We start from the raw sequence: 25,227 nt of genomic DNA, 5'->3' as shown, positions 1-25,227 counted from the left end.
CCGGAATCACGCGGCCTGCGACTGCGCGTCCTTCTGCTGGCGCTTGTAGTAGCCCGCCGAGCGCAGTTCTTCCGGATCGAAGTCGTCCACGGTGATCGTTTCCAGGGTGAGCGTGCGCAGCTCTTCGAGCAGGGTGCGTTCGTCCTGGGTGATCACACCTTCGGCCACGGCTTCGTCCAGCTGGGTAACGAAGTCCAGCGCCTCGATGCCCTTGGTCTTGAGCGCCTTGATGAACTTGCGCTCCACCGGCTCGGCCATGATCGCCTTGGACAGGTAGCTGTTGATGCGGCCACCCGGGTTGTTCTCGCACGGGGTCAGGAACACGCCACTGGCCAGACGGTCGCGGGCCTCGTTGGGCGCCATCAGCAGCGCGGCCACGCGGTGGCCGAGGCGGTCACCCGGGGCTTCGGCACGGCGGCCGAACGGGAAGATCAGCGCCCACATCAGCCAGCCGATCGGGCGCACCGGGAAGTTGCGCAGGGCGGCCGACAGCGATTCTTCGATCTTGTGCACGCTGTCATGGAAGGCCCAGGCCAGCAGCGGCTGGTCGGCGGCCGGGGCGCCTTCGTCGTGGTAACGCTTGAGCATGGCGCTGGTCATGTAGATGTGGCTCAGCACATCGCCCAGGCGGCCGGACAGCGATTCCTTGAACTTCAGCTTGCCGCCCAGCGTCATCATCGAGATGTCGGCCATCAGCGCCAGGTTGGCCGAGTAACGGTCCAGCTTGCGGAAGTAGCGGCGGGTGTAGGCATCGCCCGGGGCGGCACCGAAACGGGCACCGGTCAGGCCGAACCAGAACGAACGCACGGCGTTGGAGATGCCGTAGCGGATGTGGCCGAACAGGCTGCGATCGAATTCCTGCAGGCCGGCGCGGGTGTCCGGATCCTGCGCGGCCTTCATTTCCTTGAGCACCCACGGGTGGCACAGGATCGCACCCTGGCCGAAGATCAGCAGGCTGCGGGTCATGATGTTGGCGCCTTCCACCGTGATCGCGATCGGCGCGGCCTGCCAGCTGCGGCCGGCGAAGTTGCGCGGCCCCAGGATGATGCCCTTGCCGCCGATCACATCCATCACGTCCGAGATCACTTCACGGCTCATGGTGGTGCAGTGGTACTTGGCGATGGCCGACGGCACCGACGGCACGTCGCCGCGGTCCACCGCCGCCGCCGTGGCCTGGCACAGCGCGCTGATCGCGTAAGCCTTGCCACCGATGCGGGCGAGCGCTTCTTCCACGCCCTCGAAGCGGCCGACCGACAGGCCGAACTGCTTGCGGATGCGGGCATAGGCACCGGTCACCACCGCACCGGCCTTGGCACCGCCGCTGGCGGTGGAGGGCAGGGTGATGGAGCGGCCGACGGCCAGGCACTCGTTGAGCATGTTCCAGCCCTTGCCGGCCTTCTCGGCGCCGCCGATCAGCTGGGTCAGCGGGATGAAGACATCCTTGCCGCGGATCGGGCCGTTCTGGAAGGTCGAGTTGAGCGGGAAGTGGCGACGGCCGATTTCCACGCCGGCGGTATCACGCGGCAGCAGCGCCAGGGTGATGCCGATGTCGCGGGTGCTGCCGATCAGGCCATCCGGGTCGTACATGCGGAAGGCCAGGCCGATCAGCGTGGCCACCGGGGCCAGGGTGATGTAGCGCTTGTCGAAGGTGAGCTTGACGCCGAGCACCTGCTCGCCGTTCCACTCGCCCTTGCACACGATGCCGTAATCAGGAATCGAGGTGGCGTCCGAGCCGGCGAACGGACCGGTCAGGCCGAAGCAGGGCACTTCACGGCCATCGGCCAGGCGCGGCAGGTACTGGTCCTTCTGTTCCTGGGTGCCGTAATGGTTGAGCAGTTCACCCGGGCCCAGCGAGTTGGGCACGCCGACGGTGGAGCTGACCACGCTCGACACCGAGGCCAGCTTCTGGATCACCTTGTGGTGGGCCAGCGCGCTGAAGCCCAGGCCGCCGTATTCCTTCGGAATGATCATGCCGAAGAACTTGTTCTTCTTGATGAAGCTCCACAGCTCCGGCGGCAGGTCGGCGTAGACGTGGGTGATTTCCCAGTCGTTGACCATCTTGCACAGCTCTTCGACCGGGCCGTCCAGGAACGCCTGTTCCTCAGCGGTGAGCTGCGGCTTGGGGTAGTTGAGCAGGATGTTCCAGTCCGGGTCACCGGTGAACAGCTCGCCTTCGAAACCGACCGAGCCGGTTTCCAGCGCGATGCGCTCGGTCTGCGACAGCGGCGGCAGTACCTTGCGGAACACCTTCATCATCGGCGCGGTCAGCAGCGGCTTGCGGATGAAGGGCAGCAGCAGCGGCACGGCGATCACGGCGACGATGGCCGCGGCCACGATCGTGGCGGTCTGGTTGACGTACGGGATGAACCAGCAGGCGGCCAGCAGCACGAGGCTGATGATCGTCCAGGTGATCAGGCGCATCCGGTGGTAGGCGACGAACGCACCTGCCAACAGGACGACGAGGAAGGGAACGACAATGCTCATGAGCGTGCTCCGGTGACGTGCTCGGTAATGGCGGACGATGCGACGGCGGAGGCCGAGGGCAACACGTCCAGATAGTCCAACACAGTAGCGGTAAAGGCGTTGTTGTCATCACCGGCGACCATATGCGTGGCCTCCGGCAGCTGCACGTGGCGTGCATGTGGCACCAACGCGAGGAACTCGGCCACCGTCTGCGGGGTGACCAGGGTGCTGCGGCCACCGCTGACCAGCAGCAATGGGCATTTCACCTGGCGCGCCGCGTCGGCGAGCGCGTCCTGGTGGTGTTCACTGTCACGCGCCAGTTCGGCGACCAGGCGCGGGTCCCAATGCCAGCGCCAGCGGCCGTGACCGTCCTCGCGCAGCAACGCGCGCAGGGAATCGTCCGACTTGCGCGGGCGGTGCGGCAGGTAGGCGGAGATCACATCGGCCGCCTGCGCCAGCGAGGCAAAGCCGTCGGGGTGTGCGGTCATGAACATCAGGATCTTTTCGACCCCGGCGGTGTCCCAGCGCGGGGTGATGTCCACCAGCACCATCGCCGAGAACAGGCCCGGCCAGCGCGACTCGGCCAGCAAACCGAACAGGCCGCCCATCGAGGCGGCGATCAGGATCGGCGGCTGCGCCTGCTCGCCGGCCAGCACGATCAGATCATCGGCGAACTGTTCGCCGTGGTAAGGGCGTTCGGCCGGATTCCAGTCTGAATCGCCATGGCCGCGTGCGTCGTAGGACAGGGTCTGGTAACCGGCGTCGACCAGCGCGGCCGCGGTGGCATTCCAGGCATGCCGGGTCTGGCCGAAGCCGTGGGCGAACAGCACGGTGCCGCGACGCCCCGGGCCCGACCGGGTGGCGGCCAGCACGGCGTCGTGCGCGCCGGTCAGTCGCTCATCGTCAAAACGGGGCAGAGTAGAAGAAGGAGTGACCATACTCGCTAGTATGGACCTGCCCTGTGCGATGTCAATACTTGGGAGTATGGTGGGGACATCCCTTGTGCGGCGAGGCTCCAGGCGCCCCTGTGTGCATTCACGTACTGCAACCAACCCCGGCGTATGGTTAAATCCACCTATGAATGAACCCGAAGCTTCCGCCGGCGAGCCACGTGCCGGCCGCAACAGCCGCCTCAGTGCCGAAGACTGGGCCCAGGCCGCACTGGATCTGATTGCCGAACAAGGCGTGGGCGCGGTTGCGGTCGAACCGCTGGCGCGGCGCCTGGGTGTCACCAAAGGCAGCTTCTATTGGCACTTCCCCTCGCGCGATGCGTTGCTGCAGGCCGCGTTGGAGCGCTGGGAGCTGTTCGAGCAGGAGCAGGTGTTCGGCAGCCTGGCCGATGTGACCGACCCGCGCGTACGCCTGCGCCAGCTGTTCCAGGTGGTGGCGCATGAAGTGCAGCCGCACATCATCTACAGCGAACTGCTCAAGGCGCTGGATCACCCGATGGTGCGCCCGGTCATCGACCGTGTCTCGCATCGCCGCCTGGAGTACCTGGTCGCCTCGTTCCGCCAGGCCGGCCTCAGCCGCACGGATGCGCAGCACCGTGCACGCCTGGCCTATGCCGCCTATGTCGGCTTCCTGCAGCTGTCGCTGCAGTTGCAGCAGCCCAAACAGGCCCGCGAAGATTTCGAGGCCTATGTCGAGCACGTGATCGAGACGCTGATCCCGCTGGGGTGATCTGATCGCTGCAGGCAAGCAGAAGGCCGCGGAAACGCGGCCTTTTTTGTATGCGGCCGTTGGACGGGGCCGCGCGTCGCCACAAAAAACAACGGCCCCTTTCGGGGCCGTTGCATCAGACGTTGTTGATCAGTGGATCGATCAGAACTTCTGCGAGTACTTCATGTACAGGAAGCGACCGATGTCGTAGCCGCCGTAGTACGAGAAGTTCGAGCTCGGCTGCGAGGTCATCATCGGGCCGACCTTGTTGAACACGTTGTTGGCGCCCACGGCGACGGTGGCATTCCACGGGGTGGCATAGGACACCTGCACGTCGTGGAAGGTCACTGCGCCCAGCTCGGTCTGCGGCGAGATCACGCCCAGGGTATCCGGTGCGCTGTAGGTGGGCAGGGTGCAACGCGTGGCGAAGCGGCAGCTTTCCTTGGTGCCGGAGAAGTAACGCACGTTCCAGTTGACCGACAGGTCGTTCATGCTCCAGCCCAGGCCCAGGTTCGAGCGCACGCGGAAGAATGCACCGAAGCCATTGTTCTGCGACGGCACGGCGTCCACATCGTCCGTGGACTTCTCTTCGTACTTGCCCACGTACGTGGTCGACGACTTGGCCGAGAAGCGGCCGAAATCGGTGTCACGGCTGTAGCTGATGTCGAAGTCGAAGCCTTCGGTTTCGGTGTAACCGGCGTTGCGGTTGCCGTAGTTCAGGGTGCCCACGATGTTGCCGTTGTTCGGGTCACGGCTGAACATCGAGCAGCGCGATTCGATCAGGCGGACATAGCAGTCTTCCATGATCAGGTTCGGGCTGTCGCTGACGATCGTGTTGTCGATGCGGATGCTCCACCAATCCACACCCACGCTCAGGCCGGTGACGTAGCTCGGGCTGTACACGAAGCCGACCGTCTTGGACTCGGAGGTTTCCGGGGTCAGGTTCGGGTTCGAGCCGGAGTTGAACGGCACCGGGCTCTGTGCGGCACGGCCGGTCGTCGGGACGAAGCCCTGCGACAGCTGGCGGTAGCCCTGGCCGACATCCTGGACGCAGCGTGCGCTGCCGCGGACGTCGCCGTAGACGCTGTCGCACGGATCGACGAAGTTGGTCGGGAAGGTCTGCGAGGTGCCGCCGTATAGATCACCGATGGTCGGGGCGCGGAAGCCCTCGGCATAGGTGGCACGGACCAGCAGGTCGTCGATCGGACGCCACTTCAGGCCGAACTTGTTGTTGGTGGTGTCACCGAAGCTGGTGAAATCCGAGTAACGGGTGGCCACGTCCAGGGTCAGTTCCTTGGCGAACGCCAGATCCGCCAGGATCGGGATGTTCAATTCCAGGTAGAACTCATCCAGGGCGTAGGAACCCTTGGTCGGACCGGACGCCAGGTTGGTCGAGTCACCCGACTGGGCGATCGCATCCGGGTTGAACGCACCGCTTTCCTTGCGGTATTCATAGCCGACCGCGAAGCCCAGGTCGCCCGCCGGCAGCGGCACGATGGTGCCCGACAGGTTGGCGAAGTAGTTGTGGGTGGTGGTCTTGCCGGTGGCGTGTTCTTCGCGGAACAGGTAGTTCTGCACGTTCGGATCGCCCAACGAGTACTGGTCGCTGCCTGCGCCGTAGCCGGCATACGGGTTCCACGGCACGCAGCCGGCGATCTCGTTGCCCGGGGTGCCGCAGACGACCTGGCCGGAGGAGTTGAGGAACGACGGACCCACAGCCGCGGCGACGGCCGGGATGTAGAAGTTGCCGTTGTTGATCAGCAGGCTGTCGTTTTCGTTGTACAGCGCGCCGACATCCCAGTTGAAGAAGCGGTCACCGATTTCGAACGAACCTTCCAGTGCCGCGGCGAAACGCCAGGTGGTCAGGGTCGAATCGGTGGTACGCGGGACTTCCCAGCCACGGCGACGGAAGTCGACGTCGTTGGTCTGCGAGTACAGCGGGTTGCCATCAGCATCGACGAAGCTGGCGACGTCGGCCTGGTACAGGTCACGATTGCCGTTCGGGTTGAAGTAGCTGCCATTGCTGACCAGGGTGCGGCTGCCATCCGGATTGGTCTGATAGACCGCGCCGGCCATCGGCACGCCGAAGGCGGACGACTGCAGCGGGTAACCGGCGATCTGACGCTGCGACTGGCGCTTGGTGTAGGACAGGTCCGTGGTGAAGCGGACGTTGTCGGTGATGTCGTAGTTGCCGCTGACGAACAGCGAACGACGCTCCAGCGGGGTCAGCAGGTGCATCTGATCGGACGAACGGCTCTGATCCGCAGCGGTCTGCGGGTGGAAGTCGTTGGCACCGATGGCATCGCTGCCCTGATTGGCGACCGACCAGCCGGCGCTGCGGCGGACCGGGTTGCCCTGGGCGTTGAGCACCAGCGCGCCCGCAGCATTGCGGTTGAACTGGTTGGCAAAGCGGTTGTAGTTACCGTACTGGCCGACCGGGGTCAGCGAGGAGGCCGGATCCCAATCCGGGTAGGTGTCGGCCGTGAACGGACGATCCTTGGCCCACACGCCTTCTTCCTTGTGGTACTCGGCGCCGACGGTCAGCGAGCCGCGGTCACCGGAGAAGCCCATGACGAAGTCGTAGGTTTCCTTCTCGCCATCGCCCTGGCTGTACTGGCCCTTGTAGACGTTCGCTTCCAGGCCGTCGAAGTTCTTGCGGGTGATGATGTTGATCACACCGGCCATCGCGTCCGAACCGTAGATCGACGAGGCGCCGTCCTTCAGCACGTCGATGCGCTCGACCATCGAGGTCGGGATGATGGAGATGTCCTGGTAGCCGTCCGGGCTGATGCCCAGGCGCTTGCCATTGACCAGCACCAGCGTGCGCTGTGCGCCCAGGTTGCGCAGGTCGATGTACTGACCACCGGCTTCCTGGTTGGAGGTCAGCGGCGAGGCGCGGCTGAAGTTCGGGCTACCGGCGGCCGAAATGTTCTGCAGGATGTCGCCGACCGAGCTGAAGCCCTGGTTCTGGATATCTGCACGCGAGATGGTCAGCACCGGCTGCGCGGTCTCGACGTCAACCTGGCGGATGCGCGAACCGGTGACCGAGATGCGGTCCAGATTGGTGGTGCCAGTGGCTTCCTGGGCGACGGCGCTGCCGGTGCCGGCAGCGCTGGCGATCAGCGCGAGGACGACGGCGTCACGCAGTTTGTTGCTGTTGCGATTCATTGGGCTCTCTCTCCAAGTTGACTTGGGTGCAACGTGTTGGGATGGGCTTCAGCGCGGGGACGAAAGGCGTTCCCAATCCGTGAAGCTGACTCGATAGTAACCACGTGCAACTAAAAATTAAAGAGCCGTTAATGTTCCATGTGATTTAGGTGAAATTCGGCAAAGCCTTTGCAGCATAAGGCTCTAAGCGATGTCTGCCGCCCAAAACGTCTCATTTGTTAAGAATTTTGTTAAAAAAATTTCACCCTGAATGGGCCGTGTGCGCCCTTGACAGGCAGCCCAAACGAAAAAGGGCGCCTCGTGGAGGCGCCCTTTGGATGACGTGTATTGACGGGTCGTCGCAAAGACAGGTCAGAGATCCTGCTCGTACCGCACGTAGGGGACGGTGCCCTCGTCCGTGCTCTCGTTGCGGGGGGCGAACGGGTTCTTGCCGCGGGTGACCACGTTCTCGGCGCCCACGGTGAGCTGCCCGCTCCACGGCGTGCGCCAGGTCAGGCCGACCCCCAGGCCTTCCCACTTGCCGGGCTGGCCCGGAACATCGACCACGCGGCCGATGATGTTGCCGCTGAAGTTGCCATAGCCGGCACCGATGGTGAGGCTCTTGCTGTCCCAGCGGTCCACGATCGCCGGCGAGGCGTCCGCGATGGGGACCAGACGCGCCTTGGCATAGGTGCCGCCGATCGAGACGAAGCCCTCGCGGCCGATGTTCTTCTGCCCGAAGACGGTCAGGTCGTTCTGTTCGGCGCGCAGTGAAGGCGATTTGTTCGGGCCAGCCAGCCACGCGGGCAGGGTGTCGCGGCCGCTGCCGGCGGTGATGCCCACGCGGCCGCCAGGCCGGTTGAACGCGGCGGTGCCACTGACGCGGCGGCTGAGCGTGTTGTCTTCCTCATCGCCCAGTGTCGCCAGCATGCAATGGCTGGCCAATCCGCTGATGCTCGTCCCGCGACTGCTGTTGCACAGCAGACCCAGCGAGTCACCCGAGGACAGGCCGAAGGCCGCGTCCAGGGAGCTGCGGCCGAAATGCCAGCGCGCACCGACCGCCTGCTCGCCGGTGGGTTCCAGATACAGCAACGCCTCCACCTTGCCGCTGCCCTTGTTCCAGACCGGCAACACGGTGCCGTCCTGCTTGCCCTTGGCCTGCGCATGCGCGCCCGAGATCGCGCCTAGGGCGATCATCAGGGCCAGCGGTAGACGCAGAAGGGAATGCATGGGAACTCTCAGACAAGCGCGGTGAACACAAGTTCCCGCCGAAGCGGGACATTGATCCTAGGGCGTTTATGATTTCTTAACAAGTCTTGGTTCTCCCCAGAACAAAACGCTTGCCAAGTTTACTGAAGCCGTTCAGGTGCCGGCGAGGATACATCCATCTCGCGGAACAGTATGTCGAATTCCGTCAACGGAAAGTGATACTCCTGCCCGCAGAATTCGCACCGCACTTCCACCGCGCCGGTTGGCTCGGCGGCAGCACGGGCCTCTTCCTCGCCAATCGACTGCAACATGCCTGCCACCCGCTCGCGCGAGCACGAACAGGCGAAGCGCAGGGCCTTGTCGCCGAGCAGTTCCGGCGTCTCTTCATGGAACAGACGGTGCAGCAGATCGTGGCCCGGTACCTCCAGCAGTTCCTGCTTGCCCAAGGTCTCGAACAGCGCGCTGGCACGCGACCAGCCGTCCTGGTCGCCTTCATCGCCCGGCAGCTTCTGCAGCAGCAGGCCTGCGGCGCGGGTGCCGTCGGCGGCCAGCAGCAGCCGGGTGGGCAGCTGTTCGGACTGGCGGAAATAATCCTCGAAGGCTTCGTCCAGACCGGCTGCGGTCAGGCCGACCAGGCTCTGGTAGCGCTGCGGTTCGCGCGGGTCCAGGCCGGGGTTTTCGATGGTGATCGCCAGCAGCGCGTCCTCGCCCAGCGCGGTCAGGTCGCGCGGGGCGTCCCCGCCGCCGTCGGCCAGCTGGACGATGCCGCGCAGCGTGCCGACCGCGGTGCACTCGGCGAACAGGGTACGCATCGCGGTGTTGCTGCGCAGCTGGATCGACAGGCGGCCATCGACCTTGGTGTGGCCGGTGAACAGCGCCGAGGCCACGCTGGCCTCGCCGAGCAGTTCAGCGGCGCCCGGCGGATAGACCGCGTGGGACAGGATCTCCCGCCAGGTGTCATCGAGGTGCACGTGCACGCCGCGGACGCCGGCATCGGGGAGCAGGAAACGGACAAGGGAGTCGGATTGGGCGGTCATCGGTTCGGTGGCTGCGCGAAAGGAGTGCCGGTTGCCGGATAATGCGCCGACAACCGTGCAAGTAAAGGATGCACCAGTAATGGGGGCAGAGCGCAGCAACCTCAAGGTCGAGCCGGACCTGGAACCGTCACGTCCGCGCCGCTGGCACTGGAAGCGCCTGCTGTGGCTGCCGGTACTGTTTGTCGGCTTCAGTGTGCTGCAGGTGCTGGCCCTGCGTTTCATCGACCCGCCGGTGTCCAGCGTGATGCTGTGGCGCTATGGCGAAGCGTTGGGGGAGGGCGACTGGAGCTACCGGCTGCACTACCAGTGGCGCGACCTGGACCAGATGGCGCCGAGCCTGCCGATTTCGCTGGTGGCCGCCGAGGACCAGCGCTTCCCGGAGCACAACGGCTTCGACCTGCAGGCCATCGAGAAGGCGCGTGACCACAACGCACGCGGCGGCCGCCTGCGCGGGGCCAGCACGATCAGCCAGCAGGTCGCCAAGAACCTGTTCCTGTGGCAGGGCCGCAGCTGGATCCGCAAGGGCCTGGAGGTCTGGTACACCGTGTTGATCGAAGCGCTGTGGCCGAAGTCGCGGATCCTGGAGATGTACGCCAACATCGCCGAGTTCGGCGACGGCATCTATGGCGCGCAGGCCGCGTCCCGGCAGTACTGGAACAAGGACGCGTCGCGGCTGAGCCCGGCCGAAAGCGCGCGGCTGGCAGCGGTGCTGCCATCACCGCGACGTTACAACGCGGCCCAGCCCGGACCCTACGTCCAGCGCCGCGCGACATGGATCCAGCGGCAGGCGCGGCAGTTGGGCGGGAGTGGTTACCTCAGCGAGGATTGAGCGTTCATGAACGTGATTGGCTGACGCTACAATCGCCGCATGAACAGCCCACGCCTGACCGTCGTCGTCGCCGCCCACAATGAAGCGCTTGCCTTGCCGATGCTGCACCCACGGCTGCGTGCGGTGCTCGATGGACTGGAAGGTATCGACGGCCGCGTGCTGTATGTGGACGACGGCAGTACCGATACGACATGGGACGTCATGCAGGGATTGGCCGCTGCCGACGGCTGCGTCGGCGTGCTGCGGCTCTCGCGGAATTTCGGCAAGGAAGCGGCGCTCACCGCCGGGCTGGATTTCGTCGACGACGGTGCGGTGATGATCCTCGATGCCGATGGCCAGGATCCGCCGGAACTGATTCCCGAGTTCGTCGCGCTGTGGCAACAGGGCTATGACAACGTGTACGGCACGCGCCTGGTGCGCGATGGCGAAAGCTGGCTCAAACGGTCTACAGCCAAGGCGTTCTACCGGGTGATCGGGCGGCTGTCCAAGACACCGATTCCGGCCGATACCGGCGACTTCCGCCTGTTGTCGCCGCGCGCGCTGCAGGCGCTGGGTCAGCTGCGTGAGCGCCACCGCTTCATGAAGGGGCTGTTCGGCTGGGTGGGCTTCCGGCGCAAGGCCCTGCCTTACCACCGCCATGCGCGGCTGGTCGGGGAGAGCAAATTCGGGTTCTGGCGGCTGTGGAACTTCGCGTTGGAAGGGATCACCGGCTTTTCGACCGCGCCGCTGCGGGTGACCACCTATCTGGGCCTGGCAGCGGCGAGTTTCGCGTTCCTGTTCGCGCTGGTCGTGGTGCTGAAGGCCGCGCTGTACGGCGACCGTGTCGCTGGGTGGCCAACGATGATGGCGGTGATCCTGTTCCTTGGCGGGATACAGCTGATCGCGCTGGGCCTGATCGGTGAATACCTGGGCCGGCTGTACGAAGAATCCAAACAGCGCCCGCTGTACCTGATTGACACCTGGCAGGCCCCGTTCGTGGCAGACTCGGCCCTGCATCCCATCGGTGGAGAGCAGCGAGATGACCACGGTACGACAGCTGTTGGAAGGCAAGTCCCCTGAGGTATTCGCAGTCGCCCCGACGTCGGCGGTGATCGACGCCATCCGGTTGATGGCTGAAAAGGGCATCGGCGCGGTTCTGGTGATGGAAGGCCGGCACCTGGTCGGCATTCTGTCCGAGCGCGATTACGCGCGGAAGATCGTGCTGCACGAACGCTCCTCACGCACAACCGAAGTCCGCGAGATCATGACCCCCAAGGTGGTGACCGTCGCGCCAGGCGAGCAGGTCGAGCACTGCCTGCAACTGGTGACCGATTACCGCATCCGCCACCTTCCGGTGGTCGATGGCAACGGGGTCCTCGGCGTGATCTCGATCGGCGACCTGGTCAAGTCGGTGATCGACGAACAGGCACAGAAACTCGATCAGCTCCAGCAGTACATCGTCGCCGGTTGAGCGTGGATCCTTGCTGTCCGGCATGCCGGCCGTGAGTCGGCATCCGGCCAGAATGGGCCGGAATCACTTGGCGTAGCGGCCACCGCAGTTGCTGTCCTCGCCCGGCCCGGTTTCGATCGTCGCCAGCAGCGCGGCGGGCGGGGCAATGCTGCCCAGCGCCAGGGCGATCGCCCCGCGGATGCCCAGCGCCTTGAAGTCCGGCCGGAACGAGGGATCCTTGAAGGTTCCGCCGATGCGCAGCGGCGAGCGCAGCGCCAGGATGCTCATGTCCTTCGGGCGCGGTCGCAGCAGCAGATCCAGCTGTTCCTGTTTCAGATCCACCTTGCCCTCGCCAAGGATCAGGGTGTCGGTGGTATCGAAGGCGAGCGAACGCGACTGCATCACGCCGTTGGTCACCCCGAAGTCGCCCCACGCGCAACGCAGTGGAATCTGCTTGTCACCGGTGAACAGGAACTTCACCGATTCGGCGACATCCAGCCCGGCCAGTTCCATGATCAGATTGCCGACATGGCCGCGGCCGATGCCGACCGCCACGGTGCCATCGGAACTGCCAAGCATGGCCGCGACGGAGTTGCCCTGGCCGGTCAGGTTGACGTCGCCGCTGATACCGCCGGAGGCCTGCTCGGCCAGCTTCGCATCGGGGAACAGCTTGCCCAGCTGCACCTTGCGGATGGTGGCCTGCAACTGCGTGGAAATGGCCTGCTTGCGGGCATCCATCCGGATCGTGCTGCGGATATCGCCGCCGGCCACACCAAAGTTGAGCGGTTCCAGGCGCAGCAGCCCGTCGTTGAGCTTGAGGTGCGCATCCATGTCATCCAGCGGCAGGGCCGACGAGTTGATCCGTTGCGCTTTCCAGCGCACATCGGCATCCATCGCGCGCAGCTTGGACAGGTTGTAGGGTGTATCCGGCAGTACCTTGGCACGGGCCGCCAGCGCGGCTGCCTTCGCCTTCTGCTCGGCATTGGCCGATTCCCCCGCGCCGGTCTTCGGCGGCGCCCCGATGAAGCCGGCCAGGTCGTCGAAGTCCAATCGCTTGGACACCAGATCCGCCTTCAGGAATGGCCGGTCACCGCTCACATCGATCTGCGCGGTCCCGCCCAGATCGCTGTCACCGGCCGTGCCCGTGAAATTCTCATAGCGCCAGATCGCGTTGTCGCGCTTGAGCTGTCCCTTGAGCTTGTACGGCGGCGTGGAGGGCATGGCGACCCCGATCAGCGGGTACAGATCCTCCATATCCTGGCCACTCAGCATCAACTCCAGATTGAACACCCGCAACTGGAAAGGATTGGTCAACGTCCCACTGGCGATCGCATGCGTATTCCCGGCGCGCCCATCCAGATGGATGCGGAACGGATGGCCGGTATTGGTCAGCTCGAGCGGCGACTCGGTATTGCCCTCCAGCGAGAACGGATTGCCCTGCCAGCGCCCTTTGCCCTTCACCAGCAGCGGCGGACCACTGTCCTTGTCGCGTGGCTTGCCACTGTCGAGCGACACCAGCACATCGGTCCGGCCCGCCGCATCCCGGAACTGCAGCCGCCCATCATCGACCAACAACCGCTGCAACACCGGCGGATCACCGTCGCTCGGCCCCAGGAAATCCCAATTGCCCGGCTGATTCTTCTCCGGCGCGGTTTCCAGCAACAGATCCGGCCGCGTCAAGCGGATCTCCGGAATCCGCACCTGCCCACGCAGCAGCGGCCACACCCGCAGATCGATCTCCACCCGATCCGCCGTCGCCATCTGCGGCTGCTTGGCCCACGTCGCATTGGCAAACGTCAGCCCATCACCGCGCACCGTCGTCACCCGACCCAGATCGACATCCAGATCGCCCGTGATATGGAACTCACGCCCGGTCTTGGCCTGCACCGCCCGCTCCACCGGTCCCTTGAACCAGTTCCAATCCCACAATGCGATCAGGATCAACAGCGCAGCGAACAGAAACACCAGGATCGCCAACCACCGCTGCCCCCGCTTGCCAGGACGACGCCAGCGCCAGCGGGAACGGGAAGGGGCATCGGACGGAACAGGGGAGGGCACAGTATTCACATCCCCATGGTTGCCCTTGCATCGTGCAGGCAGCGCGAAGCATTGGTAAGGGTACTGTCAGGGTGAGGCGTGTCGACCGTCGCCATGCACTGCGGGACCAGGCACTTGATCCAGCTCAGACCTTGATCTTCCCAGGCCACCAGCCAACGGTGAGCGGGGCGGTGCGGGTGGGTTGGCGGGACCATGAGCGCCATGGATGGCGCGACATGAGCCTCCAGGGACGGATTCACGGCGTGTCCCGCCGACCCACCCGTGCCGATCCCGCCTGGCGCATTCCCGACGCCCGAGTCGCTCATGGTCTTGCTCTTGCTCTTGCTCTTGCCGTTGCTGTTGCTAGTCCTAGTGCTAGTGCTCTCGCTGGTCCGGGTGCCGTCGCACTTGCCTGGCAGAAAACAGCACTCAGAGAATCTGCGCCGTCACCGCAACAAAGTGGCACACACTCCCACCGATCACGAACAGATGCCAGATCGCATGCGAATACGGCACCGACTCCCGGTGATAGAACACCGTCCCCAACGTATAGAACACCCCGCCGGCCAACAGCCACCCCAGCGTCCACGCATCCAGCGAATGCCACATCGGCTTGATCGCCACCATCACCATCCAGCCCATCGCGATATAGATGATCGTCGACAGCAGCTTGAACCGGCCCGTGTAGAACAACTTGAACACCACCCCGAACAGCGCCAGCGCCCAGATTGCCGTGAACATCCCCCAGCCCCACGGACCCCCGCGCAGACCGATCAGCGTGAACGGCGTGTACGTACCGGCGATCAACAGGTAGATCGCACAGTGATCGAACACCTTCAGCCGGCCCTTGGCGACCGGATGCTGGATCGCGTGATAGAGCGTGGACGCCGTATACAACAGCAACAGCGCCACCCCGAATACGATCGCACTGGCCAGCTGCCAGCCGTCGCCATAGATGGCGGCCAGGGTGATCAGTACCGCACTGCCGGCCAGTGCAGCGACGGCGCCAAGCCCGTGGGTCAGGGCGCTGGCGATTTCTTCTCGAACGGAAACGACAGAGGTCATGGCGATGATCGGAGTGCGGGGAGGGGGAGCCCGCTCCCCCCTATCATCGCCGCGATGGCGCGCGCATGCACGCGCGCCTGTTCAGCCGGTAGACCGGTGGAGCGATCAGCTGACCGAGATGCTGTGCGCTGCTTCGCGGGTGGCCGCGAAGCGAACATCCGGTGCGCGCTCCTGCGCCAGCTGCAGGTTGACCCGCGTCGGTGCCAGATAGACCAGCTGGCCGGCGGCATCGATGCTCAGGTTGCCGGCGTTCTTCTCGCGGAACTCCTCCAGCTTCTTCTCGTTGCTGCAGGTGACCCAGCGCGCCGTGGTCACGCTGACCGGCTCGAAGGTGGCTTCCACGCCGTACTCGTCCTTCAGGCGATACGCCGCCACATCGAACTGCAGCACACCCACCGCGCCCAGGATCAGGTCGTTGCTCATCAGCGGGCGGAAGAACTGCGTCGCGCCCTCTTCGGAGAGCTGCGCCAATCCCTTCTGCAACTGCTTGAGCTTGAGCGGATCGCGCAGGCGTGCGCGGCGGAACAGTTCCGGCGCGAAGTTCGGGATGCCGGTGAAGCTGACCGCTTCGCCCTCGGTGAAGGTGTCACCGATGGAGATCGTGCCGTGGTTGTGGATGCCGATCACATCGCCCGGCCATGCCTCGGCGGCGATCTCGCGGTCGCTGGCCATGAAGGTCAGCGCATTGGCCAGCTTCATTTCCTTGCCGGTGCGCACATGGAAGGTCTTCATGCCGGCCACGAAACGGCCCGAGCACACCCGCATGAAGGCCACGCGGTCGCGGTGCTGCGGGTCCATGTTGGCCTGGATCTTGAACACGAAGCCGGTCAGCTTGTTTTCCTGCGGCGCGATGATGCGGCCAGTGGTCGCGCGCGGCTGCGGTGACGGTGCATGCTCGACGAAGAAATCCAGCAGCGGCTGCACGCCGAAGTTGTTCACACCCGAGCCGAAGAACACCGGCGTCTGCTTGCCGGCCAGGTAGGCCTCCACGTCGAACGGATGGCTGGCGCCCTGCACCAGTTCCAGCTCGTCACGCAGGTCGGCCAGCATGCGCTCACCGATCTTCTCGGCCAGCCCCGGCGAATCGATCGACGGGAAGATCGTCGAATCCTGGCGGGTGAAGTTGCGGCCCTGCTCGTACAGGTGCACCTCACCGCTGATCAGGTGGACCACGCCCTTCAGGCGCTGGCCCATGCCGATCGGCCAGGTGACCGGCGCGCACTGGATGCCGAGCACGCTTTCCACTTCATCCAGAAGATCGATGGGCTCCTTGCCCTCGCGATCGAGCTTGTTGATGAAGGTCATGATCGGGGTGTCGCGCAGGCGGCAGACTTCCATCAGCTTGATGGTGCGCTCTTCCACGCCCTTGGCCACGTCGATCACCATCAGTGCAGAGTCCACCGCGGTGAGCACGCGGTAGGTGTCCTCGCCGAAGTCGGCGTGGCCGGGGGTGTCGAGCAGGTTGACGATCTTGCCTTCGTAGGGGAACTGCATCACCGAGGAGGTGACCGAGATCCCACGCTCCTTTTCCAGCGCCATCCAGTCGGAGGTCGCATGGCGCGCGGCCTTGCGGCCCTTGACCGAACCGGCCATCTGGATCGCACCGCCGAACAGCAGCAGCTTTTCGGTCAGCGTGGTCTTGCCGGCGTCAGGATGGGAAATGATGGCGAAGGTGCGGCGGCGCGCAGCTTCGGTAGCGACTTCGGACATGGCGTGACGCGCCCGCCCGGGGCGCTTTTCATGGAGATAAGCCGCCCAGTATAACGGGGGCGGGCGTAGCCGGGGTCAGGGCAGGGCGGATGCGCCGGCCTCGTCCGTTGTCCGGGCGAAGTGCAGCTCGCCGTGTGGGCTGACGATCCGTGCCGGGATCGAGCGCAGCCGCATGCCCGCATTGACCTGGACCGCGAAGTGCAGGTGCGGCGCGGCGCTGTAGCCGGTGTTGCCCGAGAGCCCGATCCGCTGCCCCGCCTGGACCTGCTCGCCCGGGCGGACCAGTACGCCGTGGTGCTGCAGGTGGGCATACACGGCCATGCTGCCGTCCTCATGCAGCACCCGCACCAGGTTGGCCCGGCCCAGATCGTGGTCCCGGTCCTGCCCATTGCCCTGATACCCGGCCTGGACCTGCATGACGGTTCCTGCCCGCGCCGCGAGCACGGGCGTGCCCTCGGGCAGGGCGAAGTCGATGGCCTCGCGGTTCTCTGCATCGTTGTGGCTGAACTGCCCCTGCGGTGCCTGGCTGACCTGGATGCGCGCCGCATCGAACGGCAGGAGGTAGGTCACATTCTGCGGGCGCGCACCGGGGTCGCCCGGAACGGCCGTCAGATCCAGGCGGAGCGTGGTACTACCGGCCGGCGGCTGCAGGCGGGTCACCACGACGCTGGCGCCGGCGGCCACTACCGTCTGAACGGGTAGCCCCGGCAGCGCGGGGGCGCCGGCGGCGGCGCGCAGTTCGACCTGGACCGGCCCGGCCACGCGGTTGTCGACCCGGGCCTGCCAGCGGTCTCCAGCCCCTTCCAGGGTCAGTACGGCCAGGGCCGGCACCGGCGCGCCAGCGGTGCGCTGCGCCGGGGCAGCGGTTGCAGGCCGGTCGACCCGCCAGCCGTTCCGCCAGTTCGCCCCCGGGCCGGCCCAGGCGTTCAGCACCGGCATCATCAAAATCACCGCGGTGAAACGTAAGCAGCGCAAGGCGTCGGCCGGTCAGGGAGGATCCCGGAGTATGCGCGACCGATGATCATCTGGAATATATATCGCTTCATGCCGATGAAGGGATTGACATGGGCCGGAAGCGCTGGCATCGTGGCTCCACCATCGAGACCGGCAGAGGGACAGGCCCTTTGAAGCCGGGGCAGCCCGCAGACGCGAAAGCGACCTGCGTAGGTGCCAAATCCTGCGGAGACCGTTGGTGTCTTCCGAAAGATGGTTCGAACCGTGCACCGTGCGTGCGCTTCGAACGCGAGCTCCGCGAAAGCTCGATGGCCGACTCCTACTTTGGATACCGCCATGCGCTTCGCCACCGCCGCCCCTGTCGCCACCGACTCCTTCGCCCCGCTCAGCGTCCCCGTCGACGCCGGGCTGAACGCCGTGCGCGGCGATATCGCGGCGGTGCTGTCGATGCGTCACGGCGGACCGCGGCCGGTACGTCTGCGCTACGAATGCGTCGGCCGTGCCGATGCGCCGGTGGTGGTGCTGGCCGGCGGCATCTCCGCGCACCGCCATGTGGCGGCCAATGCCGAATTCCCCGAAAAGGGCTGGGCCGAGGGCCTGGTGGCCGCAGGTCGCGCGCTGGATCCGGCCTCGCTGCGCATCCTGGCGTTCGATTTCATCGGCGCCGACGGCGCGCTCGACCTGCCGATCGATACCGCCGACCAGGCCGATGCGCTGGCCTTGCTGCTCGACCATCTTGGCATCGCCCGCCTGCAGTGCTTCGTGGGCTACTCCTACGGCGCGCTGGTCGGCCAGCAGTTCGCGATCCGTCACCGCCAGCGCGTACAGAAGTTGATCGCGGTGAGCGGTGCGCATCGCCCGCATCCGTATGCCGCGGCCTGGCGTGCGCTGCAGCGCCGTGCGGTTGCGCTGGGCCAGCTTCAGTGCGCCGAGAGCCACGGGCTGTCGCTGGCGCGCCAGTTCGCCATGCTCAGCTACCGCACGCCGGAAGAATTCGGCGAACGCTTCGACGCCGCGCCGGAAGTGGTCAACGGCCGCGTGCGCGTTGCCGCCGAAGACTATCTGGATGCCGCCGGTGCGCAGTATGTCGCCCGCACCCCGGTCGATGCTTACCTGCGCCTGTCCGAATCCATCGACCTGCACCGCATCGACCCGGCCGCCATCCAGGTGCCGACCGTCGTGGTCGCTGTGGAAGGCGATCGCCTGGTCCCGCTGGCCGACTGCGTCGGCCTGGTCGAGGGGCTGGGCCCGCGCGGCAGCCTGCGCGTGCTGCGCTCGGCGTATGGCCACGACGCCTTCCTGAAAGAAACCGATCGCATCGACGCGATCCTCGCCACCGCTTTTCGATCCCCCGGAGAAACCGCATGAGCCGTTCCGCTGGTACCGAGCCGTCCTGTAGCCGCGTCACCGCCGCCGTGCGTGCCGGCATCGACCGTGACACCGCCCACGGCGCGGTGACCCCGCCGATCGTGCTGTCCTCGAACTTCAGCTTCGATGGCTTCGGCAACAAGCGCCAGTACGACTACACGCGCAGCGGCAACCCGACCCGCGATCTGCTCGGTGAAGCGCTGGCCGAACTGGAAGGCGGCGCGGGCGGGGTGATCACCTCCACCGGCATGGGCGCGATCAATCTGGTGCTCAATGCGCTGCTGCAGCCCGGCGATACGCTGGTGGTGCCGCACGATGCGTACGGCGGCAGCTGGCGCCTGTTCAACGCATTGGCGAAGAAGGGCCACTTCGGCCTGATCACCGCCGACCTGACCGACCCGCGCTCGTTGGCCGACGCGCTGGCACAGTCGCCGACGCTGGTGCTGATCGAAACCCCGTCCAACCCGCTGCTGCGCATCACCGACCTGCGCTTCGTCATCGATGCCGCGCACAAGGCCGGTGCCAAGGTAGTCGTCGACAACACCTTCCTGTCCCCGGCGCTGCAGCAGCCGATCAGCTTCGGTGCCGATCTGGTGCTGCACTCCACCACCAAGTACATCAACGGTCACAGCGATGTGGTCGGCGGGGCGGTGATCGCGCGTGATCCGGCGGTGCACGAGCAGCTGGTGTGGTGGGCCAACGCGCTGGGCCTGACCGGTTCGCCGTTCGATGCCTTCCTGACCCTGCGTGGCCTGCGTACGCTGGGTGCACGCCTGCGCGCACACCAGGAAAACACGTCGGCCGTGGTCGAGCTGCTGGCCGCCAGCGATGCAGTCGCCAGCGTGTACTACCCGGGCCTGGCCGATCACCCCGGCCACGCCATCGCAGCCCGTCAGCAGAGCGGCTTTGGCGCGATGCTGTCCTTCGAACTGGCCTCGTGCCCGGGCGAGGATCCGCATGCGGCGGTGCGCGCCTTCGTGGATGGCCTGCGCTGCTTCACCCTGGCCGAATCGCTGGGCGGCGTGGAAAGCCTGGTCGCGCATCCGGCGACCATGACCCACGCGGCGATGACCCCGGAAGCGCGTGCGCACGCCGGGATCAGCGAAGGGCTGCTGCGCCTGTCGGTCGGTATCGAGTCACCGGAAGACCTGGTGGCCGATCTGCAGGCTGGGCTGGAACGCGCCCAGGTTGTGATCGATCAGCACCGCGATGTGCAGCGCCGTAAACAGGTGGATGCATGAGCGCGGTGCTGAACCTGCCGCTGGCGGCCCATCGCAAGCTGGCCCTGCTCGGTACCGGCACGGTCGGCACCGCGTTCGTGCAGCGGTACGCCGCGCTGCAGGATCGCGGTGTCACGCTGCCCTCGTTCTCGTGGCTGGCCAACTCACGCACGGCGCGTGCCTGCGAACAGACCCCCGCGGATGAGCTTGCACAGGCCAACCTGGCCGCGCGCGGTGCGGTCGCATTGCAGCCGTGGGCGGAAGCCGAGGGCCTGCAGCGGGGCGATGTGGTGGTCGATGCGACCGCCAGTGACGACGTAGCCAACTGGCACGAACAGTGGCTGGCACGGGGCGTGCACGTGGTGACCGCCAACAAGCTCGGCCAAGGCGCACAGTTGGCCCGTGCGCAGGCCATCGCCGACAGCGGCCAGCAGGGTGACGCGCGCTATGGCGACAGTGCCACCGTGGGCGCAGGCCTGCCGCTGCTGAGCAGCCTGCGCGCGCTGGTCGCCGGCGGCGACCGCATCCATCGCGTGGAGGGCGTGCTGTCCGGTTCGCTGGCGTGGCTGTTCCATCACTACGATGGCCAGCGTCCGTTCTCTGCGTGGGTGCGGGAGGCGGCCGAGGCCGGCTACACCGAGCCGGACCCGCGGGTGGATCTGTCCGGCGAAGATGTCCGTCGCAAGCTGTTGATCCTGGCGCGCGCCAGCGGCATTGCGTTGCGTGCCGAGCAGGTGCAGGTTGCCTCACTGGTGCCGGATGCACTTGCTGGGCTGTCCCCGGCGGATGCGTTGGCGCAGCTGACGCTGCTGGATGCACCGCTGCAGCAGTATTGGCAGCAGGCCAACGACCAAGGTGGGTGCCTGCGCTTCGTCGGTGGCTTCGATCACGACGGTGCGTCGGTGGGGCTGCGTGTGCTCCCGCGCGACCATCCGCTGGCCGGCGGCGCGCAGACCGACAACCGGGTGGCGATTCATAGCGACCGGTATCACGCCCAGCCGCTGTTGATCCAGGGGCCGGGCGCCGGGGCGGAGGTTACCGCCGCCGCCTTGCTGGACGACGTGCTGGCGATCGTGCGGCGCTGATTGCCGCGCGATCCCAGCAAGGCACACGGTAGCGCCAGGGGTGGGCTTGCTGCGTCGGCGGATAATGGTGAGGACGGCGGCTGCCACGCATGGCGTGGCACTACCGGGGTGGTGGGCAGGTCAGTCGTGTTGTGAGATTGCCTTCAGCAGTGCCGCATTGAACCGGTCCGGGTCCTGCACCTGTGGCGAGTGGCCGAGGTCTTCGAAGCTCACCAGGGTGGCGCCTGGGATCGCTGCCGCCGCCGCTTTACCCAGCGCAGGGTAGTTGCCGAGCGTCGCTTTCAGGGCGGGCGGTGCCAGATCGCGGCCGATTGCAGTACGGTCGGTCTGGCCGATGAACAGCGTGGTTGGCACGGTCAGCCTGGGCAGCTCATGAACCACCGGCTGGTTGAACACCATGTCCGAGGTCAGCGCCTGGCTCCATGCCACCGCCTGTTTGCCGGGGCCGTCGTACATGCGTGACTGCATGCGCACCCATTGCTCGTACTCGGGCTTCCACTGGCCGTTGTAATAGACGTCGAGCTGGTACGTCTTGATGCTGTCGAAGCTGGTCTTCAGCTCGCCCGCATACCAGGCGTCGATGCTGCGCCATGGCACGCCCTTGGCCTTCCAGTCTTCCAGTCCGATCGGGTTGACCAGCGAGAGACTGAGGGTGCGCTGCGGGTACATCAGCGCGAAGCGCGCGGCGAGCATGCCCCCCATTGAATGGCCGACGATGTGCAGCTTGCCCTCGCCGTAGCCCAGATGCTCCAGCAGTGCTTCGGTATTGGCAGCCAGCTGGCCGAACGAGTACTGGTAGCGCTCGGGCTTGCTCGATTTGCAGAAACCGATCTGGTCCGGCGCGATCACCCGGTAGCTGGCCGCGCTCAATGCCGCGATGGTGTCCTTCCAGGTGGCCGCACAGAAATTCTTGCCATGCAGCAGCACGACCGTCCCGGCGAAGCCTTTGCCACCGGCGGGCACGTCGATGTAGGCCATCTCCAGCGGCTGGCGCTGGGACTCGAACCGGAAGATCTTCACGGGGTACGGATAGTCGAAGCCTTCCAGCCGCGGGCCGTAAGTCTCAGCGGCGAAGGTGGTCAGCGGCAGGTAGGCAAGCAGGGCGGCGGCCAGGATGCGCATGGCAGTCTCCATGGGGGGAAGTCCTGACTGTACCGGAGCGGCCGTGCAGGCGTACCGACGATGCCACCGGGAGCAGCCGACCAACGGTCGGCTCTACATCCGAGCGGATGTGCAGGCGTGCCGATGATGCGAACGGGAGCAGCCGACCAACGGTCGGCTCTACATCCGAGCGGATGTGCAGGCGTGCCGATGATGCGAACGGGAGCAGCCGACCAACGGTCGGCTCTACCGCCGGGGGCGGTGGATCAGCACTCGATGACGTTGACCGCCAGCCCGCCGCGGCTGGTTTCCTTGTACTTGTCCTGCATGTCGCGGCCGGTGTCGCGCATGGTCTTGATGACCTTGTCCAGCGAGACCTTGTGCTTGCCGTCGCCGCGCATGGCCATGCGTGAGGCATTGATCGCCTTGACCGCGCCCATCGCATTGCGCTCGATGCAGGGAATCTGCACCAGCCCGCCGATCGGGTCGCAGGTCAGGCCGAGGTTGTGTTCCATGCCGATCTCGGCGGCATTCTCGATCTGGCTCGGGTTGCCGCCGAGCGCGGCGACCAGACCGCCGGCGGCCATCGAGCAGGCCACGCCCACTTCACCCTGGCAGCCCACTTCGGCACCGGAGATCGAGGCGTTTTCCTTGTACAGGATGCCGATCGCCGCCGAGGTCAGCAGGAAATCGAACACACGCTGTTCGTTGGCACCGGGGCAGAAGCGGTCGAAATAGTGCAGCACCGCTGGCAGTACGCCGGCTGCGCCGTTGGTCGGTGCGGTCACCACGCGGCCACCGGCGGCGTTTTCTTCGTTCACGGCCAGCGCGTACAGGTTGACCCAGTCCAGCGTGGTCAGCGGGTCGCGCATCGCCGCTTCCGGCTTGGAGGACAGTTCGCGGTACAGCGCCGGGGCGCGGCGTGATACATGCAGGCCGCCGGGCAGGGTACCTTCCTGGCGGATGCCGCGCTCCACGCAGGCCTGCATGGCGCTCCAGATCTCGCGCAGGCTGTCGCGGATCTCGTCCTCGGTACGCCAGCACTTTTCGTTCTCGAACATCATCTGGGCGATGCTCAGGCCACTGCGGGCGGTCTGCGCGAGCAGCTCATCGCCGCTCTTGAACGGGTAGGGCAGCGGGGTTTCATCGGGCACGATGCGGTCATCGGCCGCGTCATCCTGGTTGACCACGAAACCGCCGCCGACGGAGTAGTAATCGCGCGTGGCGATCACCTGCTCGTCCGCACCGTAAGCCGTGAAGCGCATGCCGTTGGTGTGGTACGGCAGCTTCTGGCGCTTGTTCAGGCCCAGGTCGCGCTTCTCGTCGAAGGCGATCTCGTGCTGGCCCATCAGGCGGATGCGCTTGCTGCTGCGGATCCGCTCCAGCGTTTCGGGGATGATGTCCGGATCGATCAGGTTCGGGCGCTGGCCTTCCAGCCCGAGCAGCACGGCCTTGTCGGTGCCATGGCCACGGCCGGTCAGGGCCAGCGAGCCATAGACGTCGGCGCGAATGCGCACCACGTCCTGCAGATGGCCCGGATCGAGCAGCCAGCGGTGCACGAAACGTTCGGCAGCCTTCATCGGTCCTACGGTGTGCGAAGAACTCGGGCCAATGCCGATCTTGAAAACGTCGAACGTGCTGACAGCCATGATTGCCAAACTGCGGGTATCGGATGGAGCGCTATTCTATGCTGTCGCAGGCGCCAGCCTTGAGTGCGGCGCAACATTTCCCAAGGTGGGTGGCCCGGTGTTTACCTTGTTCCAGCGTGATGACTGCCATTTGTGCGACCAGGCCCTGGCGGTGCTGGCGCAGGCCCGGGTGGCCGATCTGGACAGTGTGTTCATCGATGACGCCCCCGCGCTGGAGGCCCGCTACGGGCTGAGGGTGCCGGTGTTGCGCGATGCGCGGGGCCGCGAGCTGGACTGGCCGTTCGATGTGGCGGCGGTAGACGCCTGGATCCGGTAGAGCCGACCGTTGGTCGCCCCCCAGGCGGCGATGACGGCCGGGCAGCCGACCAACGGTCGGCTCTACCGCGGTCACTTCAAGCCGTGCAGATCCCGCAGCTGGGTCGGCCGTGAGCCGAAATAGGCCGCCAGATCGGCGATGTCCTGATCACTCAGGTCGGTCGCCTGCGGGGTCATCAGCGCGTGCTGACGATCCCCCGCGCGGTAGGCCTGCAGGCTGTGCGCCAGGTAATCCCCGTACTGCCCACCCAGTTTCGGATAGGTCGGGTCGATCGGCTTGTTGCCGTCCGCCCCGTGGCAGTCGATGCAGCTCTGGCCGGTGGCTTTGCCCTTCACCTGGGCACGCACCTCACCGGCGGCGATGCGGCCGGCCGGCAGGCCGGCGGAGGAGCCGGACCCGTGTTCACCACTGGCGTGGCCCGGATCGGCGGCGGAATCTGCGCTGTTCTCCACCTGTGACTGCGAGCACGCAGTCATCAGCAGGGCAACGGACAGGGCGATGGCGTAACGCTGGAGTGGCGTGGCTTTCGACATGAGCGCGCTTATTTGACGGTGGACAGGTAAACAGCGAGATCGGCGATCTCCTGTTCGCTGAAACTCATCGACTGCGCCTGCATCGTCGGATGCTTGCGCTTGCCGTGGCGGTACTCGGTCAGCGCCTGGCTGAGGTACTCACGGGTCTGCCCGCCGATCTTGGGCACCTTGTAGCTGGGGTAGGCGTTCTTGTACCCGGTGATGCCGTGGCACCCCTGGCACGTGTAGGCCAGGACCCGGCCATTGTCGAACCGGCCGGTGACGGCGGCGGGCGCCGGCGCGGTGGCGGCCGGAGCGGGGGTGGCGGGTACTGCAGGAGCGGGTGTTGCGGCCTGTGCGGCGGCCCCGAGGGGCAGGAGGACGGCCAGAACGAGACAAGCGGCGAGCGGCTGCGGGCGCATGATGTCCTTTTCCGA

At 66.0% G+C, this 25,227-nt stretch carries 21 protein-coding genes and 1 riboswitch; of the genes, 8 read left to right on the top strand and 13 right to left on the bottom strand.

Features of this window, described 5'->3' with window-relative positions:
- Positions 1–6: 6 nt before the first annotated feature.
- Both ABE483_RS05915 and ABE483_RS05910 read right to left on the bottom strand, forming a co-directional pair.
- Positions 7–2,484 (bottom strand): acyl-CoA dehydrogenase, encoded by a 2,478-nt coding sequence (locus ABE483_RS05915; RefSeq protein ID WP_346463275.1) that lies wholly within the window; start codon positions 2,482–2,484, stop codon positions 7–9.
- A complete protein-coding gene (locus ABE483_RS05910; protein WP_313212918.1) occupies positions 2,481–3,401 on the bottom strand; it encodes an alpha/beta hydrolase in 921 nt (306 codons plus the stop codon). The genes ABE483_RS05915 and ABE483_RS05910 overlap by 4 nt, the downstream gene beginning before the upstream one ends.
- A gap of 139 nt (positions 3,402–3,540) precedes the next feature.
- Between ABE483_RS05910 and ABE483_RS05905 the strand changes: the two genes are divergently transcribed.
- On the top strand, positions 3,541–4,143 hold the full coding sequence (locus tag ABE483_RS05905) for a TetR/AcrR family transcriptional regulator (RefSeq protein ID WP_019185113.1): 603 nt from the start codon (positions 3,541–3,543) through the stop codon (positions 4,141–4,143).
- A 141-nt stretch (positions 4,144–4,284) separates the two neighbouring features.
- On the opposite strand, the gene ABE483_RS05900 is transcribed toward ABE483_RS05905, so the two are convergent.
- From ABE483_RS05900 to ABE483_RS05890, 3 genes are all read right to left on the bottom strand, one after another.
- Positions 4,285–7,290, bottom strand: coding sequence for a TonB-dependent receptor (locus ABE483_RS05900; protein WP_346481328.1), 3,006 nt, complete (start codon positions 7,288–7,290; stop codon positions 4,285–4,287).
- 351 nt (positions 7,291–7,641) lie between these two features.
- The gene (locus ABE483_RS05895) at positions 7,642–8,466 is read right to left on the bottom strand and encodes a hypothetical protein (protein WP_183073752.1); all 825 of its coding nucleotides are present in this window, start codon (positions 8,464–8,466) and stop codon (positions 7,642–7,644) included.
- 152 nt (positions 8,467–8,618) lie between these two features.
- On the bottom strand, positions 8,619–9,515 hold the full coding sequence (locus ABE483_RS05890) for an Hsp33 family molecular chaperone HslO (protein WP_313212922.1): 897 nt from the start codon (positions 9,513–9,515) through the stop codon (positions 8,619–8,621).
- 79 nt (positions 9,516–9,594) lie between these two features.
- Between ABE483_RS05890 and mtgA the strand changes: the two genes are divergently transcribed.
- From mtgA to ABE483_RS05875, 3 genes are read left to right on the top strand one after another with little or no spacing between them, the layout of a single operon-like run.
- Positions 9,595–10,344: a monofunctional biosynthetic peptidoglycan transglycosylase gene (mtgA, locus tag ABE483_RS05885; RefSeq protein WP_313212924.1), complete on the top strand. Its 750-nt coding sequence runs from the start codon at positions 9,595–9,597 to the stop codon at positions 10,342–10,344.
- A 39-nt stretch (positions 10,345–10,383) separates the two neighbouring features.
- Positions 10,384–11,403: a glycosyltransferase family 2 protein gene (locus ABE483_RS05880; RefSeq protein WP_313219749.1), complete on the top strand. Its 1,020-nt coding sequence runs from the start codon at positions 10,384–10,386 to the stop codon at positions 11,401–11,403.
- Complete coding sequence (locus tag ABE483_RS05875) at positions 11,363–11,794, top strand: CBS domain-containing protein (protein WP_313212927.1); 432 nt, start codon at positions 11,363–11,365, stop codon at positions 11,792–11,794. The genes ABE483_RS05880 and ABE483_RS05875 overlap by 41 nt, the downstream gene beginning before the upstream one ends.
- A 63-nt stretch (positions 11,795–11,857) precedes the next feature.
- Here ABE483_RS05875 and ABE483_RS05870 read toward each other — a convergent pair whose 3' ends face one another.
- The 4 genes from ABE483_RS05870 to ABE483_RS05855 all read right to left on the bottom strand — a co-directional run bounded on the left by ABE483_RS05870 (position 11,858) and on the right by ABE483_RS05855 (position 17,527).
- Entirely contained in the window at positions 11,858–13,840 is a 1,983-nt protein-coding gene (locus tag ABE483_RS05870; RefSeq protein ID WP_346481327.1) for an AsmA family protein, read from the bottom strand.
- A 399-nt stretch (positions 13,841–14,239) separates the two neighbouring features.
- Positions 14,240–14,881 (bottom strand): hemolysin III family protein, encoded by a 642-nt coding sequence (locus ABE483_RS05865; protein WP_172407499.1) that lies wholly within the window; start codon positions 14,879–14,881, stop codon positions 14,240–14,242.
- Between the two features lie 99 nt (positions 14,882–14,980).
- Entirely contained in the window at positions 14,981–16,585 is a 1,605-nt protein-coding gene (locus ABE483_RS05860) for a peptide chain release factor 3 (RefSeq protein WP_313210984.1), read from the bottom strand.
- Positions 16,586–16,660: 75 nt separating this feature from the next.
- Positions 16,661–17,527, bottom strand: coding sequence for a M23 family metallopeptidase (locus tag ABE483_RS05855; RefSeq protein ID WP_346481326.1), 867 nt, complete (start codon positions 17,525–17,527; stop codon positions 16,661–16,663).
- Between the two features lie 150 nt (positions 17,528–17,677).
- Positions 17,678–17,798: riboswitch (SAM riboswitch) on the top strand.
- Between the two features lie 77 nt (positions 17,799–17,875).
- Here ABE483_RS05855 and ABE483_RS05850 point away from each other — a divergent pair.
- Genes ABE483_RS05850 through ABE483_RS05840 form a run of 3 tightly spaced genes read left to right on the top strand, consistent with a single transcriptional unit; the run spans position 17,876 to position 21,212 of the window.
- Positions 17,876–18,907 (top strand): homoserine O-succinyltransferase, encoded by a 1,032-nt coding sequence (locus ABE483_RS05850; RefSeq protein ID WP_313210982.1) that lies wholly within the window; start codon positions 17,876–17,878, stop codon positions 18,905–18,907.
- Positions 18,904–20,148: an O-succinylhomoserine (thiol)-lyase gene (locus ABE483_RS05845; protein WP_346463281.1), complete on the top strand. Its 1,245-nt coding sequence runs from the start codon at positions 18,904–18,906 to the stop codon at positions 20,146–20,148. The genes ABE483_RS05850 and ABE483_RS05845 overlap by 4 nt, the downstream gene beginning before the upstream one ends.
- Positions 20,145–21,212 carry a homoserine dehydrogenase gene (locus tag ABE483_RS05840; protein WP_313210978.1) on the top strand — a complete coding sequence of 356 codons (1,068 nt, stop codon included), beginning with the start codon at positions 20,145–20,147 and terminating at the stop codon, positions 21,210–21,212. Before ABE483_RS05845 ends, ABE483_RS05840 begins: the two co-directional genes overlap by 4 nt.
- A 120-nt stretch (positions 21,213–21,332) precedes the next feature.
- Here ABE483_RS05840 and ABE483_RS05835 read toward each other — a convergent pair whose 3' ends face one another.
- The gene (locus ABE483_RS05835; protein ID WP_313219784.1) at positions 21,333–22,334 is read right to left on the bottom strand and encodes an alpha/beta hydrolase; all 1,002 of its coding nucleotides are present in this window, start codon (positions 22,332–22,334) and stop codon (positions 21,333–21,335) included.
- A 245-nt stretch (positions 22,335–22,579) separates the two neighbouring features.
- A complete protein-coding gene (locus ABE483_RS05830; RefSeq protein ID WP_123730460.1) occupies positions 22,580–23,962 on the bottom strand; it encodes an L-serine ammonia-lyase in 1,383 nt (460 codons plus the stop codon).
- A 97-nt stretch (positions 23,963–24,059) separates the two neighbouring features.
- On the opposite strand from ABE483_RS05830, the gene ABE483_RS05825 reads away from it, so the two are divergent.
- Positions 24,060–24,278 (top strand): glutaredoxin family protein, encoded by a 219-nt coding sequence (locus ABE483_RS05825; protein ID WP_070471416.1) that lies wholly within the window; start codon positions 24,060–24,062, stop codon positions 24,276–24,278.
- A 71-nt stretch (positions 24,279–24,349) separates the two neighbouring features.
- Here the strand turns inward: ABE483_RS05825 and ABE483_RS05820 are convergent, their stop codons facing one another.
- Both ABE483_RS05820 and ABE483_RS05815 read right to left on the bottom strand, forming a co-directional pair.
- Entirely contained in the window at positions 24,350–24,811 is a 462-nt protein-coding gene (locus ABE483_RS05820; protein ID WP_346481325.1) for a cytochrome c, read from the bottom strand.
- Between the two features lie 8 nt (positions 24,812–24,819).
- The gene (locus ABE483_RS05815) at positions 24,820–25,212 is read right to left on the bottom strand and encodes a c-type cytochrome (protein ID WP_019183109.1); all 393 of its coding nucleotides are present in this window, start codon (positions 25,210–25,212) and stop codon (positions 24,820–24,822) included.
- Between the last annotated feature and the right edge of the window lie 15 nt (positions 25,213–25,227).

Origin of the sequence: Stenotrophomonas sp. TWI602 (genome assembly GCF_039674045.1) — a bacterium.
GTDB lineage: Bacteria > Pseudomonadota > Gammaproteobacteria > Xanthomonadales > Xanthomonadaceae > Stenotrophomonas.
Note: the sequence above shows the minus strand (reverse complement) of the source record. Positions and strands in the feature narration are given on the sequence as shown.